General features: G+C 72.1%; 1 protein-coding gene (only partly in view). It reads left to right on the forward strand.

The window, feature by feature from the left end; genetic code table 11:
• Positions 1-16,781, forward strand: partial view of an SDR family NAD(P)-dependent oxidoreductase gene (locus WME85_RS29195; RefSeq protein ID WP_437825877.1) — the 5' portion only. 2,092 nt of this gene lie beyond the right edge of the window; only the first 16,781 of its 18,873 coding nucleotides appear in the window; its start codon is at positions 1-3; its stop codon lies off the right edge, out of view.

Genomic DNA, 16,781 nt, shown 5'->3' on the forward strand with positions numbered 1-16,781 from the left:
ATGTCCAGCCATCTCCGCCCTGCAGACACAATCCTCGTCTTCCTGCCGGAAGGAGCGGCGTCCGGCGGGCTCGACGAGCAACTGAAGGCTCAGCTCTCGGGCGCGCACCGGCTGTTCTTCGTCCGGCCCGCGGAGCGCTTCACGTCGCTCGATCCGCACACCTACGGCGTCAACCCGGCTCACCCGGAGGACTACCGGCGGCTGCTCTCGGCGCTGGAGCAGCGCCACGCCCTGCCCACGCACATCCTGCACGCGGGCAACTGCGCCGGCGGCGCGGGGGCGGCCGGCGAGGACGACGCCTTCGCGACCCTGCGAGAGCGGCTGGACGAAGAGCTCGCGCGGGGCCTTTATTCGATGCTCGCGCTGGTCCAGGCCAAGCTGGCGGCGAACCCGTCCGGCGCCACCCGCTGCGTGTTCGCGTTCACCGCCGACGAGAAGCGCCCTCGTCCTCATCATGAGGCCGTAAGCGGCCTCGCCAGGGCCCTCACGACGGTCGATCACCGCTTCGAGCTGGCGACGGTGCAGATGGACCGCTGCGACGCGGCCACCGCCGCGCGCCGGCTCATCGACGAGCTGAGCTCCCCTCATCACCGCAACGGCGGCGAGGTGCGCTACAGGGACGGGCACCGGTACAGCCACGAGATCCAGCCGTTCGAGTCCGCCCCGCGCGATCCGGAGCCCACGGCTGACCTGCCGCTGCGCGCGGAAGGCGTGTACCTCGTGACGGGCGGCTCGGGGGGCCTGGGAATGCTGTTCGCCCGGCACCTCGCGAGCACCTACCGCGCCCGCCTGGCGCTGAGCGGCCGCGCTCCGCTCGACGACGACAGGCGCGCCATGCTCGCCGAGCTGGCGTCGCTCGGCGGTCGCGCGGTGTACGTGCAAGCCGACGTGGGCGACGCGGCGGACACCCGTCGCCTGATCGCCGCCGTCGATGCGGAGTTCGGCCGCCTCGACGGCATCTTCCACTGCGCGGGCGTCGCGGACCGCACCCCGCTCGCCAGGGCCACCCTCGCGGACTTCGAGCGGGTCCTGCGCCCCAAGGTCCACGGCACGCTCCACCTCGATCTGGAGACGCGCGATCGAAGGCTCGACGTCTTCGTCCTGTTCTCGTCGATCTCGGCGCTGGTCGGCGACTTCGGCGCCGGCAGCTACTCCGCGGCCAACTTCTTCCTCGACCGCTTCGCCGAGGCGCGCGAGCACCTGCGGCGCAGCGGTCTGCGCGCCGGACAGACGCTGTCGGTCAACTGGCCCCTCTGGCAGGACGGGGGCATGAAGCTGCAGGAGCAGGACAAGGCGCTCTACTTCGAGTTCTCCGGCATGGGCGCGCTCGAAGCCGCCCAGGGGATCGCGGCCTTCGAGGACGCCCTCCGGGCCGGGCGCCCCCAGCTGCTCGTGATGAGCGGCGACCGCAGGAAGATCGATCGCATCCTGCAGGCGCGCGAGCAGCGGCCGGAGCCTCCGGAAGGCGAGGAGCGCCGGCGGCCTGACGCCGGGGGCGCCGCGGCGCCGCGCTCGGACCGCCGGAGCGCCGCCGCGAGCCCGAGGTCCGCCGCGAGCCAGGGTGGCCCAGCCAGGCCGGCCCCTCGGGCCGCGCTGCAGCGCGAGCAGCTCGCCGCCCTGACCCGGGATTACCTGCGCCGGATGCTCTCGCACGCCACCAAGTTGCCCGTGGAGAAGATCCACGCGGACAGGGACCTCGAGGACTACGGCATCAACTCCCTCATGATCATGGAGTTGAACTCGCTGCTCGACAGGGATTTCGACTCGCTGCCGCGCACCCTCTTCTTCGAGTACAAGAGCCTGGCCGAGCTCGCCGCTTTCTTCGTCAACGAGCACGAGGCGCGGCTCCAGCAGCTCCTCGGCGCGCCCCCGGCGGCGGCGCCGCCCGGCGAGGATCACCCGCCAGCGGAGGAGAGCGCGACAGGAGACGTCCTGGATGCAGGGCCGGAGCCCGCGCCGCCCGCGCCCGCCGCGCCCGGGCAGGATGACCTCGGCGTCGCGGTGATCGGGTTCGGCGGCCGCTTCCCGCAGGCAGACGATCTCGACGCGTTCTGGAGGGTCCTCAGCTCCGGCGTCGACTGCATCACCGAGATCCCGCGCGAGCGCTGGGACTGGCGCAGCTACCACGACGAGACCCCGGGGACGCCGGGGAAGAGCTACTGCAAGTGGGGCGGCTTCATCAGCGATGTGGATCGCTTCGACCCGCTCTTCTTCCGCCTGTCTCCCCGCGCCGCCCACAGCATGGACCCTCAGGAGCGGCTCTTCCTGAAGGTGGCCTGGGAGACGCTGGAGCACGCGGGGTACACCGTCGACCGGCTGGCGCGCGGGCCGGAGGCGCCGAAGGGCGCAGGCCAGCGCAACCGGGTGGGCGTCTTCGCGGGCGTCATGTGGGGCGACTACGGCAAGCACGGGCAGGACGAGCTCCACAAGGGCAATCCCGTGATCGCGAGCGCCGACTACTCCTCTATCGCCAACCGCGTCTCCTACGCGCTCAACCTGCACGGCCCCAGCATCGCCTTCGACACGGCGTGCTCGTCCTCGCTGGTCGCCATCCACCTCGCCTGCGAGAGCCTCACGCGGGGCGAGTGCGACTACGCCATCGCCGGCGGCGTGAGCCTCTCGCTGCACCCCTCCAAGTACCTCCAGATGAGCAACCTCAAGGCCCTGAGCGCGGAGGGGAAGTGCCGCAGCTTCGGCGCCGGGGGCGCCGGGTACGTGCCCGGCGAGGGCGCGGGCGCGCTCCTCCTCAAGCCGCTGCGCCGGGCCATCGAGGACGGCGACTACATCCACGCCGTCATCAGGGGCACCGCCGTGAACCACGACGGCAAGACCAACGGGTACACGGTGCCGAACCCGAACGCCCAGGCCGAGGTCATCTCGGACGCGCTGCGCCAGGGCGGCATCGACGCGCGCACCGTCAGCTACGTGGAGGCCCACGGGACAGGGACCGAGCTGGGCGACCCGATCGAGGTCACCGGCCTGACCAAGAGCTACCGCCGCGACACCAAGGACAGGCAGTTTTGCGCCCTCGGATCGGCGAAGTCCAACATCGGCCACCTCGAGGGCGCGGCCGGCGTCGTGGGCATGATCAAGGTGCTCTTGCAGCTGAAGCACAGGCAGATCGCGCCGTCGCTGCACTCGCAGCAGCTGAACCCCAGCATCGATTTCGCCAGCTCGCCTTTCTGGGTGCCCCAGCAGCTCAGCGCGTGGGAGCGACCGCGCCTCGCCGGGCCGGACGGCGCCCGGGAGATCCCGCGAAGGGCGGGCGTCAGCTCCTTCGGCGCCGGCGGCGCCAACGCGCACGTCGTGCTGGAGGAGTGGGAGAACCCGCCGCGCGCGCGGGCAGGCCAGGACGAGGCGCTCGTGGTGCTCTCGGCCATGAGCGAGGAGCGCCTGCGGGCCTACGCCGGCAAGCTCGCCGCCTGGTTGAGCCGGGCCGACGGCGACGGGGCCGCCGCCGAGCTCCGCGATCTCGAGCGCGTCGCGTACACCTTGCAGACCGGGCGTGAGGCCCTGGAGTCCCGGCTCGCCGTCATCGCCGCCGACCACCGGCAGCTCATCGCCGATCTGCAGGCCTACAGCGAAGGCCGCCAGGGCGGCGAGCCGTCCCGCGTGTTCCACGGCACGGTCAAGCCGTACGAGCTGCCCGAGCTCGGAGAGGCGGACCGGGCCGCCCTCGACGAGGCCACGGCGAGCCATGATCTGACCACGATCGCGCGGCGATGGATCGCGGGAGCCGCGATCGACTGGCGCCGCCTCTATCCCTCTCCGCCTCCCTACCCGCTGGCGCTGCCCACGTACCCTTTCGCGCGAGACCGCTACTGGATACCCGTGGTCGCGGAGCGACCGGCGGTCGCTGGGGTCGCTGGGGTCGCAAGGCCTCTCCACCCGTTCCTGGACACCAACGTATCCACCCTGGGCGAGCTGGCCTTCGAGAAGACCTTCTCCAGCGCCGACCCCGTGCTCCGGGACCACGTGGTCGCCGGCCGGCCGGTGCTGCCAGCGGCGGTGTACCTGGAGATGGCCCGCGCCGCCGGCCGCCACGCGGGACGCGCGAGCGTCTCCAGCATCCACGACGCCGTGTGGGCGAGGCCCGTCATCGCCGCGGGCGAGCGCGTCACGCTGCGCATCAGCCTCGCCTCGGAGCGAGGGGCCGTCGTCTACCATATCCACTCGCAAGCCGAGGGGCAGTCCGTGGTCCACGGCCACGGATACCTCGCCACGGATCCGCCCGAGGGCGCTCGCCCCGCGGTGTCGGTGCAGGCGCTGCTGGACCGCTGCCCTCGGCGTATCGCGGGCGATGAGCTCTATCGCTTCTTCGAGGGCCTCGGGATCCACTACGGGCCCGCGTTCCGGCCCGTGCAGGCGCTCCACTGCGGGGAGCGGGAAGCGGTCGCCCTGCTGCGGATGCCCGACGCCGCCGCGGCAGACGGCGACGAGGAAGGGCTGAACCCGTCTCTCCTGGACGGCGCCCTGCAGGCGATCGCTCACCTCGGGTTCGATCATGAGCTCGAGCCCTCGCTCCTGCGCCTGCCCTTCACCCTCGGCCGGCTCGTGATCCGGCGGCCTCTCACCGCCGCGTCGTGCTACGCGCACGCGGTCCTCACGCAGGACTCCCGGGCTGGCGGGGAGCGGGTCCTGAAGTTCCGTATCGAGGTGCTCGATCCGGGCGGCGCTGTCCTGATCGAGATCATCGATTACAGCGTGCGGGTCGTCGCGCGCGGCGCGCTCGGCCAGCCCGTGCCCCAGGCGGAGCGAGCGGCGCCCGCCCACACCCTCTGGTACAAGCCGGTCTGGGAAGCGACGCCCGCCGCCTCCGCGCACGCAGCCGCCGCGGCGGGAGAGCTGCCGGATCGGATCCTGGTCCTCGGCCGGAAGGACGAGCTGACCTCGCGCCTCGTCGGCGCGCTGAGCCGGGTGCGCCCCACGCGCCTCCTCTCGGCAGGAACGACGTTCGGAGAGCTCGACCCGCAGCAGGGCTACCGGGTCGATCCGGCGGATCCGAGCCATACGAGGCGCGCTCTCGAGGCGCTGTCGCGGGACGGCCGGTGGTCCGGCGGCAGCCTCGGGATCGTCCACCTCTGGCGCCATGGCGCCGGCGCCGAGGAAGCGCTCACCGCGGGGGTCCACGCGCTGCTCCACCTGGTCCAGGGCCTCGACGCGCTGGGCGCCACGCAGCGCGTCCGCTGCCTGTCTGTCGTCGGCCACCGCGACGGCGTCGCCGATCCGCACGACGAGGCGCTGGCCGGCTTCGCCGCCGCGCTCGCCCCGGCGACACCGCACGTCGAGATCGTCACGGTGCAGGCGGAGCCGGCCCGGCTCGGCGCCCAGGAGCTGCTCGACATCGTGTCGAGCGAGCTCGGCGCCCGCGACACAGGGGCTGGGAGCGAGATCCGTTATACCTCCTCGACGGCCCGGTGGACACGCGCGCTGCGGCAGCTCGCTGAGGCGCCGGCACGGCCCGAGGGCGCCGCGCCGCTGAGGACCGGCGGCGTGTACCTGATCACCGGCGGCTGCGGCCACCTGGGCTCGATCTTCGCGCGCCACCTCGCCGGGCGCCACGGCGCGCGGCTCGTCCTCAGCGGCCGATCCCCGAGCGACGCCGCAAAGGACGCGTTGATCCACGAGATCCGCGGCCTGGGCGGCGACGCCGTCTACGTGCAAGCCGACGTGAGCGACCCGGAGGCCGCGCGGGCGCTGGTGCAGGCCGCAGAGCGGCGCTTCGGCGGGCTTCACGGCATCTTCCACGCCGCCGGCACGAACGAGGCGCCGCCCGTCGCCCAGGCCGACGCCGCCTCCTTCGCCAGGGTCCTCGGGCCCAAGGTCCAGGGCACATTGAACCTGGACGCCGCCAGCCGTCACCTCGCCACCCTCGACCTCTTCGTGCTGTTCTCGTCGATCGCCGCGGTCATGGGCGATTTCGGCGCCGGCTGCTACGCGTACGCGAACGCGTTCATGGACCGCTTCGCCGCGGGCCGCGAGGCGCAGCGCGCGCGAGGGCACCGTCACGGCAAGACGCTGGCGATCAACTGGCCGCTGTGGGCCGGAGAGGGCATGAGCCTGCCCGAAGGGCAGCAGGAGCTGTACGCCGGCGTCGCAGGCATGCGCGCGCTGGATCCGGCGCTGGGCGTCGAGCTCTTCACGCGGGCGCTCTCGGCGCCGGAGCCACAGCTGCTCGTGGTCCACGGGGATCCCGAGCGGATGCGGCGGGTCATCGAGCGAAGGAACCCGCGCCCGCCGGCAGCCTCACCGGCTCACACCGAAGCTGCCTCCAGCGCCGCGTCCGGCGACGAACACCTGGCCCAGGCCGCCGAGGACTACCTCAGGGGCCACTTCGCCGCCGTCTTCAAGATGGACGCAGCGCAGATCGACGCGCAAGCCAGCTTTGACGACTACGGCATCGATTCGCTCATGATCGTGGAGCTTCATTCGCTCCTCGACAAGGACATGACGCCGCTGCCGCGCACGACGTTCTTCGAGCGCCGGACCCTCCGCGCGGTCGCCGATCACCTGGTCGCGTCTCGCGGCGCCGAGCTGCGCCGGGTCGTGGGCCCTCACCGGGAGGCCAAGGCACCTCCGGCGCCGACGGCCGGCGAGCCTGCTCGCCCTGGAGGCACGGAGGCCCCGGCCGACGGGGGCGCTCCGGCCCGCGCTGTGCTCGCCGCATGGGATGAGCACGCGGTCGCCGGGGCGGGCCGCGACGCTGGTCGCCGAGCGCCCGCCCGGCCCGGAGCGACCCTCGCGGACGAAGACATCGCGATCATCGGCATGAGCGGCCGGTACCCCATGGCGCCCGACCTGGACGCGTTCTGGGCCAACCTCAAGGCCGGGCGCGACTGCGTCGAAGAGATCCCCGCGGAGCGCTGGGATCACCGCCGGTACTTCGACCCCGAGCCCGGGAAGGAGGGCAAGAGTTACTGCGCGTTTGGCGGGTTCATCGAGGACGTCGACAAGTTCGACCCGCTCTTCTTCCAGATCTCGCCGAAACAGGTGGCCACGATGGACCCGCAGGAGCGGCTCTTCCTGGAGTCCGCATGGGCCACGCTGGAGCACGGCGGATACGGGCGCGTGCGCGACGACGCGGCCCGGATAGGGGTGTTCGCGGGGGTGATGTGGGACGATTACGGCCTGCTCGGCCTCGAGCAGGCGGCGCTCGGGAACCACGTGCCCACCGGCTCCGATCACGCCTCGATCGCGAACCGGATCTCGTACGTGATGAACCTGAGAGGCCCGAGCCTCACGGTCTCCACGGCGTGCTCCTCGTCGCTGCTGGCGGTGCACCTGGCGGTGGAGAGCCTGAGGCGGGGCGAGTGCGCCATGGCCATCGCAGGCGGCGTCAACCTGTCCATTCATCCGAGCAAGTACACCCGTCTATGCCAGCTTCAAATGCTCGCGCCGGACGGCCGCTGCCGCAGCTTCGGCGCAGGCGGAAAGGGGTACGTGCCCGGAGAGGGCGTGGGCGCCGTGCTGCTGAAGCCGCTCAGCAGGGCCGAGGCCGACGGCGACACCATCTACGCCGTGATCAAGGGCAGCGCCGTCAACCACGGTGGCAAGACCCATGGATACACGGTGCCGAACCCCAAGGCTCAGGCCGATGTCATCGGGCGCGCCCTCGAGCGCGCCGGCGTCCACGCGCGCACGATCAGCTATGTGGAGGCCCACGGCACGGGCACCGCGCTGGGAGATCCCATCGAGGTCGGCGGGCTCGAGGAGAGCTTCAGGGCCCATACCAGCGACAGGCAGTACTGCGCCCTGGGCTCGGTGAAATCCAACATCGGCCACCTCGAAGGCGCCGCAGGGATCGCGGCCCTCACGAAGGTCGCGCTGCAGATGCACCACCGGCAGCTCGTGCCATCGCTGCACGCAGAGGTGCTCAACCCGAACATCCATTTCGAGGGCACGCCCTTCTACGTCCAACGCACGCTCGACGCCTGGCGCCAGCCCGAGGTGCGCGAGGGCGGGGTGACCGAGGTCCACCCGCGCCGCGCGGGCATCAGCTCCTTCGGCGCTGGTGGGACCAACGTCCACATGATCGTCGAGGCGTATGAGGCATCGGCTGCTGCCCCGGAGATCGCGGCGGCAGAGCCTGAGCTGGTCGTGCTCTCTGCGCACACCGAGGAGCGACTTCACGCGCACGCCGAGCGGCTGCTGCGCTTCCTGGAAGGCTCGCAGCCTGGACGGCTCGCATCGCCCCGAGCCCCGGACTGGCGCCTGCCGGGCGCGGCGCAGCTCCGTGCCGAGCTGCGGGACATCGTGGCGCGACGCCTGGACATCTCGCCGCATGACGTCGACGAGGATGCCGAGATGTCCGAGCTCGGGCTCGGCGCGCTCGACGTGCGGTGCTTGACCGAAGACGTCGAGCGCCGCTTCGGCCTGCCGGTGGGCAGCGAGGCGCTGACCGGACGGACGACGGTCGCGGTCCTCGCAGAGCGCCTGCGACACCTGGCCGCGCCGCACGCCGATCCGGATAGCAGCGTGGCTCGTCCCGCCGTGCGCTTGACCGATCTCGCCTATACGCTGCGCGTCGGTCGCGATCCCCGTCAGCACCGCCTCGCGCTGCGCGTCGCCGACCTGGACGAGCTCATCGAGCAGCTCCGGCGCTACTGCGAGGACGGCGCGCCGAGCGGGTCTCATGGCTTCACGGGCCAGGCATCCAGGCGGACTGGCAGCAGCGGATCTCGCCAGGAGGCCATGGATGACGAGGCCCGGGTGCGCGCCGCCATCGCGAAGCGAGACCTGGTCACGCTCGGCCGGCTCTGGGTCGCCGGGGCCGACGTGGACTGGGACGCGCTCGACGTGGGCCGGGCTCGGCGGCGCATCCCGCTGCCCACGTACCCCTTCGCCCGCGAGCGTTACTGGTTCTCCAGGAGCGGAGATGCCTTCACCCTCGGCCAGGCGGGAGAGAAGCGCTTGCACCCGCTGGTGCACGCGAACACCTCCACGCTGCACGCGCACACGTACTCCAGCCGGCTCCAGGGCGACGCGTTCTATCTCGCCGATCACCTCGTGCAGGGCCAGAAGCTCCTCCCCGCGGTGGCATTCCTGGAGATGGCCCGCGCCGCCGCGGACATGGCGTCCGGGCGGCCGGTCCGCGACATCCTCGACGTCGTCTGGACCGCGCCCGTCGTCGTGGACGTCGAGCCGCGCGAGGTCCAGATAGCGCTCCGTCCATCCGCCGGCGGGCTCGACTTCACCGTGTCCTCCGCCGCCGGGGACGCGGCGATCTCGCACGCAGTGGGGCGGGTGCGCCTCGACGAGGGGGAGCCCGACGACGCGGCGCCGCCTCTCCCGCTCGATGACATCCTCTCGCGTTGCACGGAGATCACCCGCGGAGACGCGTGCTACCGCCGCCTCCAGCAGATCGGGCTGCACCACGGCAGCGGCATGCGCGCGCTCCACGAGCTGCGCCGAGGCCAGGGCGAGGCCATTGCAGAGATACGCCTCCCGGAGCTCCATCACGTCGACTTCTCCACCTTTGCCCTCCATCCCGCCCTGCTCGACGCCGCCCTGCTGTGCACGCTCGGGCTTTTGGACGATGAGGCGGCCCGAGCCCCCTACCTCCCTTTCGCCGTCGGCCGGGTCACGCTGCGCCACCCGCTTCCGGCGCGGCTCTTCGCCTACGCCACCCTCTCGGCCACGCCGCCGGGCACGAACGCCAGGGTCTCGCACGTCACGCTCGTCGACCCCGCCGGTCGGGTGCTCGTCGAGATCCGTGATCTCACCGTTCGCCTCGCGACGGCGGCCGTCGCGCCCGCCCCGGCTCACCGGCTCTATTTCCGGCCCGGCTGGCGTCCGCAGCGCATCGATCGTCCGGCCGGCGAGCGCCCCCCGCAGGGCCCCGTGCTGCTCTTCGACGCCGACGACGGCCTCTGGACGGCCACCAGAGCGCGTCTCACGGCGCCGGTCGGCCTCGTCCGTCCAGGGCCGGAGCTCCAGGTCGCGAGCGACGACCGGTATGTCATCGATCCGAGCCGGCCAGAGCACTATCGGCGGCTGCTCGACGCGTTCGTGTCGCGACACGGCGTGCCCGCGTCGGTGCTGTATCTCCGGTCGCTGCGCGACGACCGAGGGGGCGCCGGCGACACCGGCCACCTCGATGCGGTGTTGCACCTCTGCCGCGCGCTGCAGGAGCGAAGAGGCGAGCACACCGTTCGCGTGCTCTACGCGCACCCGGCCGAGGGCAGCGCCGTCAGCCCGCGCCACGCCGCGCTGGCAGCCTTCGCGAGGAGCGTGCGCCGCGAGGATCCCAACCTTTTGTGCAGGACCGTGGCCGTGCCGCTCGACGTCGATCCCGGCGGCCTCGCCGACGCGTTGCTCGCCGAGTGCAGCCCGGACGCCGATCCCGCCAGCGAGGTGCGTTACCACGATGGTCAGCGGCTCGCGCGCAGCTTCGAGCCCTTCCAGCCCGACGCCAGCCGGCCCTTGCCGCTGCGCGAGGAGGGGGTCTATGTCATCACCGGGGGTGCCGGGGGGCTGGGCTTCATCCTCTCCGACTACCTGGCCCGGCGGTACCGCGCAAAGCTCGTGCTTTGCGGTCGCTCCCCGCTGTCCGCCCTGCAGGCGTCGCGCCTCCGTACCCTGGAAGCTTCGGGCGCCGAGGTCCTTTACCTGCGCGCCGACGTGGGCCAGCGAGACCAGGCGTCCGCCGTGCTCCACGAGGCCCGGTCTCGGTTCGGGGAGATCCACGGCGTCGTCCACGCCGCAGGCGCCTTGCGGGACGCCCTGCTGGCCAAGAAGAACCCGGCCGACGTCGCGGCCGTGATCTCCCCCAAGGTGACAGGCACGCTCCTCCTCGACGAGCTCACCCGGGAGGACCACCTCGACTTCTTCCTGCTGTGCTCCTCGGTCGCCGCGATCCTCGGCAGCGCCGGTCAGGCCGACTATGCCTACGGCAACGCCTTCATGGATGCCTTCGCCGCCTTCCGCGAGGAGCAGCGGCACGTGGGCCGGCGGAGCGGGCTGACCGTCTCGGTCAACTGGCCGCTCTGGCAGGAAGGAACGATGAGGCCCGACGCCGACGCGATCGCGTGGATGACGCGGGCGACCGGGATGGTGCCCATGGCGACCGAGCAGGGCCTCGCCGCCCTGGAAGACTGCCTGCGTGCTGGAGGGCCGCAGATCGCCGTCCTCACCGGCGATCCCGGCAAGATCCTGGCTCTGTTCAGCGGAGAGCGCGCCGCGCCGACGGCCAGCGCTCCCGCCGCGGTCGGGCCCGCCGAGCCCGGCGCGCACGCAGCCCGCGCGGTGGGCTTCCTCAAGCGTGTGTTCTCCGAGCAGTGGCAGCTGCCGATCCACCGCATCGACGCCGAGCAATCTCTCGATCAGTACGGGCTCGACTCGATCATGGCGATGAGCCTCACCCGCAGGCTGGAGACGTTCTTCGGCGAGCTCCCCAAGACGTTGCTCTTCGAGTACCAGACCGTCGCCGCCCTGGCCGGCTACTTCGCTCGCCACCACGTCGAGGCGCTCCGGCGCGTCGCGGGCGACGGCGCCCCCGCGGCCGCTCCGCCACCGCGGCCTGCGGCGGCTCCTCCTCTCGCGGCGCCCGACCCTCGCGCGGCCTCCGCTCCACGCCTCCCGGCGCCGCAGGCCGGGAGCCCCGAGCGCCTCGACATCGCCATCGTGGGGATCAGCGGGCGCTATCCCATGGCGCCTGACCTCGATGCGTTCTGGGAGAACCTCAAGGTCGGCCGCGACTGCATCGTCGAGATCCCCGCCGACCGATGGGACCATGATCGCTACTTCGATCCAGATCCTGGCGCAGCGGGCAAGAGCTACGCCAAGTGGGGCGGCTTCATCGACGACGTCGATCGTTTCGACCCCCTCTTCTTCAACATCGCGCCTCGAGAGGCCGACTCCATGGATCCGCAGGAGCGCGTCTTCCTGGAGGTCGCCTGGCAAGCGCTGGAAGACGCGGGCTACGCTCGGTCGCCGCTGGCGAACCGCGCGACGGGCGTGTTCGTGGGGGTCATGTACGGTCACTACCAGCTCTTCGGCGCTGAGGCGCTGGCGCTGGGTCGGACCGCCTCCGCGGGCTCGTCCTTCGCGTCGATCGCCAACCGGGTGTCCTACTTCTTCGATTTCCGCGGCCCCAGCATCGCGCTGGACACCATGTGCTCCTCCTCGCTGACCGCGATTCACCTGGCCTGCGCTGCCCTCCAGAGAGGCGAGATCGAGATGGCGCTGGCCGGCGGCGTGAACCTCTCTCTGCACCCTCAGAAGTACATCCTGCTCAGCCGCGGCAAGTTCGTGGCCACCGACGGCCGGTGCCGCAGCTTCGGCGAGGGCGGCGACGGCTATGTCCCCGGCGAGGGCGCGGGGGCCGTCGTGCTCAAGCGCCTGGATCGCGCGATCGCCGAGGGTGACCGCATCTATGCGGCCATCAAGGCGAGCGCCCTCAACCACGGCGGCAAGACCAGCGGCTATACCGTCCCGAACCCCAGCGCTCAGGCCGACGTCATCGCCGCTGCGCTGACTCAGGCCGGCGTCGATCCGCGCACGATCACCTATGTAGAGGCGCACGGAACCGGCACCTCGCTGGGCGATCCCATCGAGATCACCGGCCTCGCCAAGGTCTTCGAGGCCTCCACCCAGGAGCGTCAATACTGCGCCATCGGCTCGGTCAAGTCGAACGTGGGGCACCTGGAGTCGGCCGCGGGCGTCGCTGGCCTCACCAAGGTGCTGCTGCAGATGGCTCATGAGCAGCTGGTTCCATCGATCCACGCGGATCCTCCCAACCCCAACATCAATTTTGCCGGGTCACCGTTCCGTGTACAGCGGGAGCTCGGTCCCTGGCAGGCCCTGGCCGACGAGCGCGGCCAGCGGCTCCCCCTGCGGGCGGGCCTGAGCTCCTTCGGCGCTGGCGGCGCCAACGCGCACCTCGTGCTGGAGGCCTACCTGCCGGGCGAGGACGACAGGTCCGCGGCCGCCCCGCCGGACGCGAGCGAGCGCCCGCAGGTGCTGGTGCTCTCGGCCCGCACGCCGGAGCGCTTGCGCGTCTCGGCCGCGCGGCTGCTCGATCACCTGCGGACGCGAGCGCACACCACGTCGCTGACCGATATCGCGTACAGCCTTCAAGTCGGGCGCGAGGCCATGGACGCGCGCCTGGCCCTCGTGGTCCACGGCACGGAGCAGGCCGTCGAGCTGCTCGAGCACTACGTCGGCGGCCGCGCGCCCGAGGGCGGGGCGCCGCGCGCCCCTGAGACGCGCGGGCTGGAGCACATCCACGAGGGGAGCGCCAGAGCGGGCCATGTCCGGCAGCTCATCCACGGCCGGGCTGGCGCCTCTTTCCTGCGAGCCCTCCTCGATGAGGGCGATCTGGACAGGATCGCCGCCCTCTGGGTGGGCGGGAGCGACGTCGACTGGTCCCGCCTGCACGAAGGCGCGAGGCCGCGCCGCGTCGCTTTACCCTCCTATCCCTTCGCGCGCGAGCGCTGCTGGTTCACGGTGTCTCCAGAGGACCGGCGCAGCAGCCTCCCGACCTCCGCCGAGGTCGCGGCGACGGCGCGGCTGCACCCTCTCTTGAGCCGCAACACGTCGACCTTCAAAGAGCAGCGGTTTGCCACGACCTTCACCGGCGAGGAGACCCTCCTCTCGGACCACCGGATCCGAGGCCGCGCCCTGCTGCCCGGCACGGCCTACCTGGAGATGGCGCGTGTGGCTGGCGAGCTCTCCGCCGAGGACCGCGTCGGTCGCTTCACCGAGGTCACCTGGCTGCAGCCGATCCAGGTCGATCGCGGTCCTGTCGAGGCCACCCTCGACCTCCGGCCGACAGAGGCAGGCTGCCAGTTTCGAGTCTGCACTCAGAACGGGGCCGTCGTCCATGTGCGCGGCCAGATCCATGTCGAGCCCGAGCCCTCCGGAGGCGAGCGGACGGTGGACCTGGGCGCCATCAAGGCGCGCTGCCCCGAGCCTCTCTTGCGTCAGGACTGCTATCGGGCCCTGCGGGAGCAAGGGTTCGAGTACGGCCCTGCATTCCAGGTCATCGAGGCCTTCTACGACAACGACGAGGAGGCCCTGGCCCTGCTCACCGTGGCCGAGCCTGATTTCCAGGACTTCGCTGGCGGACTGCACCCCATGATCCTGGACGCGGCCCTCCACGCCGGGATGCTGCACAGGCGGAAGGGCGCGACCGGCAACGACGTCACGCCGGTGCCCTTCTACCTGGAAGAGCTGGTCGTCTTCCGCCCGCTGGAGCGCCGCTGCTACGCCCATTTGAAGGTGCGGCGCCCCGCCGCCGGAGAAGAGCGGAGCGAGGTCGCCGTCATGGACGTGCTCCTCGTGGACGAGGCGGGCTCGCCGCTCGTGCGCGTCAAAGGGTTCACGGGACGGAAGCTCGTCGACGCCGACGAGGAGCCGGAGCAAAACGCCGTCCTTTTCTTCGGGGACCTCTGGCAGCCCGCCCCGCTCCCCTCGCCCCCGCCGACCGACGCGCCGCCTGCCAACCTCCTCGTGATCGCCGAGGACACCCCCCGGCTGCGGGCGTTCGAGCGCCTGGTCCGCGGGCGGGGCGGTCGTCTGACGTGGGTTTGCCCTGCCGGGTCGCCTCGCGCGCAGGCCGAGCCGGGCAGCGCGTCGAACGGCAGGTCCGGCGACGGCGAGGCTCCGGCGCTCACGATCGACCCGCGCCATGGAGACGACTACCGCGGGCTGATCACCACGTTGAAGGAGCAGGACCTCCTGCCCGACGGGATCATCCGCCTGTGGGATGCATCGGGCCTCGACCAGGGAGCGTCTTCGCCCGGACAGGGACCGGCGAGCGTCGAGGAGCTACAAGAGCTCTTCCACCTCGTCGTCGCGCTCGCGAACGTCGTCCCCGCTCCGAAGGCTCGCCTGCTCCTCGCCTTCCATGGCGAGGAGGCGCCCCTCGCCGTCGAGGCCACGCCCGGCTTCTGCAGGTCCCTCGGCCTGCTGCTGCCGGGCCTGCGGTCGAGCACGATCCACTGGACCCACCGCGAGCCCGAACGCCTCGCCGAGGACCTCTGGGCCGAGCTCGCCGATCGCGCCGCGAAGGGCGCCGGCGGCAGGAACGGGGCGGAGATCCTCTATCGCGGTCCGGACCGGCTCGCCCGCACCGCGGCGCCCGCCGCGCTCGAGCCCGACGCCGCGCCGACCCCGCTCCGCCACGGAGGGGTCTACCTCATCGCGGGCGGCGCCGGCGGCCTCGGGTACCTGGTCGCCCAGCACCTCGCCCATCGCTGCCGCGCGAATCTGGTCCTGACGGGCCGCTCGCCCCTCGACGCCGGCAAGGAGCGGCAGCTCGCCGGGCTCCGGGACGCCGGAGGCCAGGGGCTCTATTGCCAGGCGGACGTCGCGGACGAGGTCGCGATGGCGGCCGCGGTGCGCCTGGCCAAGGAGCGCTTCGGCGCCCTGCACGGGGTGATCCACGCCGCGGGCGTGCTCGACGAGCGCCCTGTCGTCGAGAAGACGTGGGCGGAGTTCCACGAGAACCTGCGACCCAAGGTCGCCGGCAGCGTGGTCCTCGACCGGCTCACCGCGGCCGAGCCGCTCGACTTCTTCGCGGTGTTCTCCTCGACGTCAGCCGTGCTCGGAGACTTCGGGTCCTGCGATTACGGCAGCGGCAACCGGTTCCAGATGGCCTATGGCGCCCACCGCGAGCGACTGCGGCAGCAGGGCCTCCGGCACGGGATCACGGCCGTCATGAACTGGCCCCTGTGGCGCGAGGGTGGCATGGGCGGTCGCGCCGAGTCGGAGCGGACCTACCTGAGGATGAGCGGCCTGGATTACCTCGACAGGGCCGCCGGTCTGGCCGCGTTCGAGCGCATCCTCCAGGCCCGGCAGTCGCCCGTCACGGTGTTCTACGGCAAGCCGTCGCGGGTGGCGAGGGCCCTCGGCCTCGACGCGCCTCCGCTCCCGGCGGGGCGCGGCACGGCGGTCGCGCCGCTCCCGCCGGCGGAGGCGCCGGCCGCCGCCCCGGAGGGGGCGGTCCGCGAGAGCGCGGCGCGCGCGCCGCTGCGCGAGGTGATCCTCGACGCGATCACCGAGGTCCTCAAGGTCCGGCGCGGCGCGATCGCGCCGGACGTCAACATCGCCGAGTACGGCTTCGACTCCGTGTCGCTGGCGCAGCTCGCCGATCAGCTCGGCGCGCGCCTCGGGCTGAAGCTGGCGTCGCTCGTGTTCTTCGAGCACACGACGGTGGAAGAGATCGAGGCTTTCCTGGAGCGGAAGCACGGCGCCGAGCTCCGCGACCGGATGAACGGAGCCCGAGAGCTCCACGACCGGACGAACGGAGCCCGAGAGCGCCACGACCGGACGAACGGAGCCCGAGAGCGCCACGACCGGATGAACGGGGCTCGAGAGCGCCACGACCGGACGAACGGAGCCCGAGAGCTCCACGACCGGACGAACGGAGCCCGAGAGCTCCACGACCGGACGAACGGGGCTCGAAAGGAGGCTCCGCGTTCTCCGGAGCCGACGCCGGCCAATCCGGCTCCGCCGCCGGCGCTCCTCGAGAACGGCTCCCGGCTCGCCGGCGCCACTCGCGCGACCGCGCCGCGCAGACCGCAGGAAGGCGCCTCGCGGGGCGACATCGCCATCATCGGCGTCAGCGGCCGCTACCCCCAGGCCGAGGACCTGCGCGCGCTCTGGGCGCGGCTCAAGGCGGGCGAGAGCTGCATCGAGGAGATCCCCGCCGAGCGCTGGGACAAGGATCGCTACTTCGACCCTCAGAAGGGCCGGATTGGAAAGAGCGAGAGCAAATGGGGCGGCTTCCTCCGCGACGTGGACCAGTTCGATCCGCTGCTCTTCAACATCCCTCCCGC

The organism is Sorangium sp. So ce1153 (assembly GCF_051521595.1).
Taxonomy (GTDB): Bacteria; Myxococcota_A; Polyangia; order Polyangiales; family Polyangiaceae; genus Sorangium.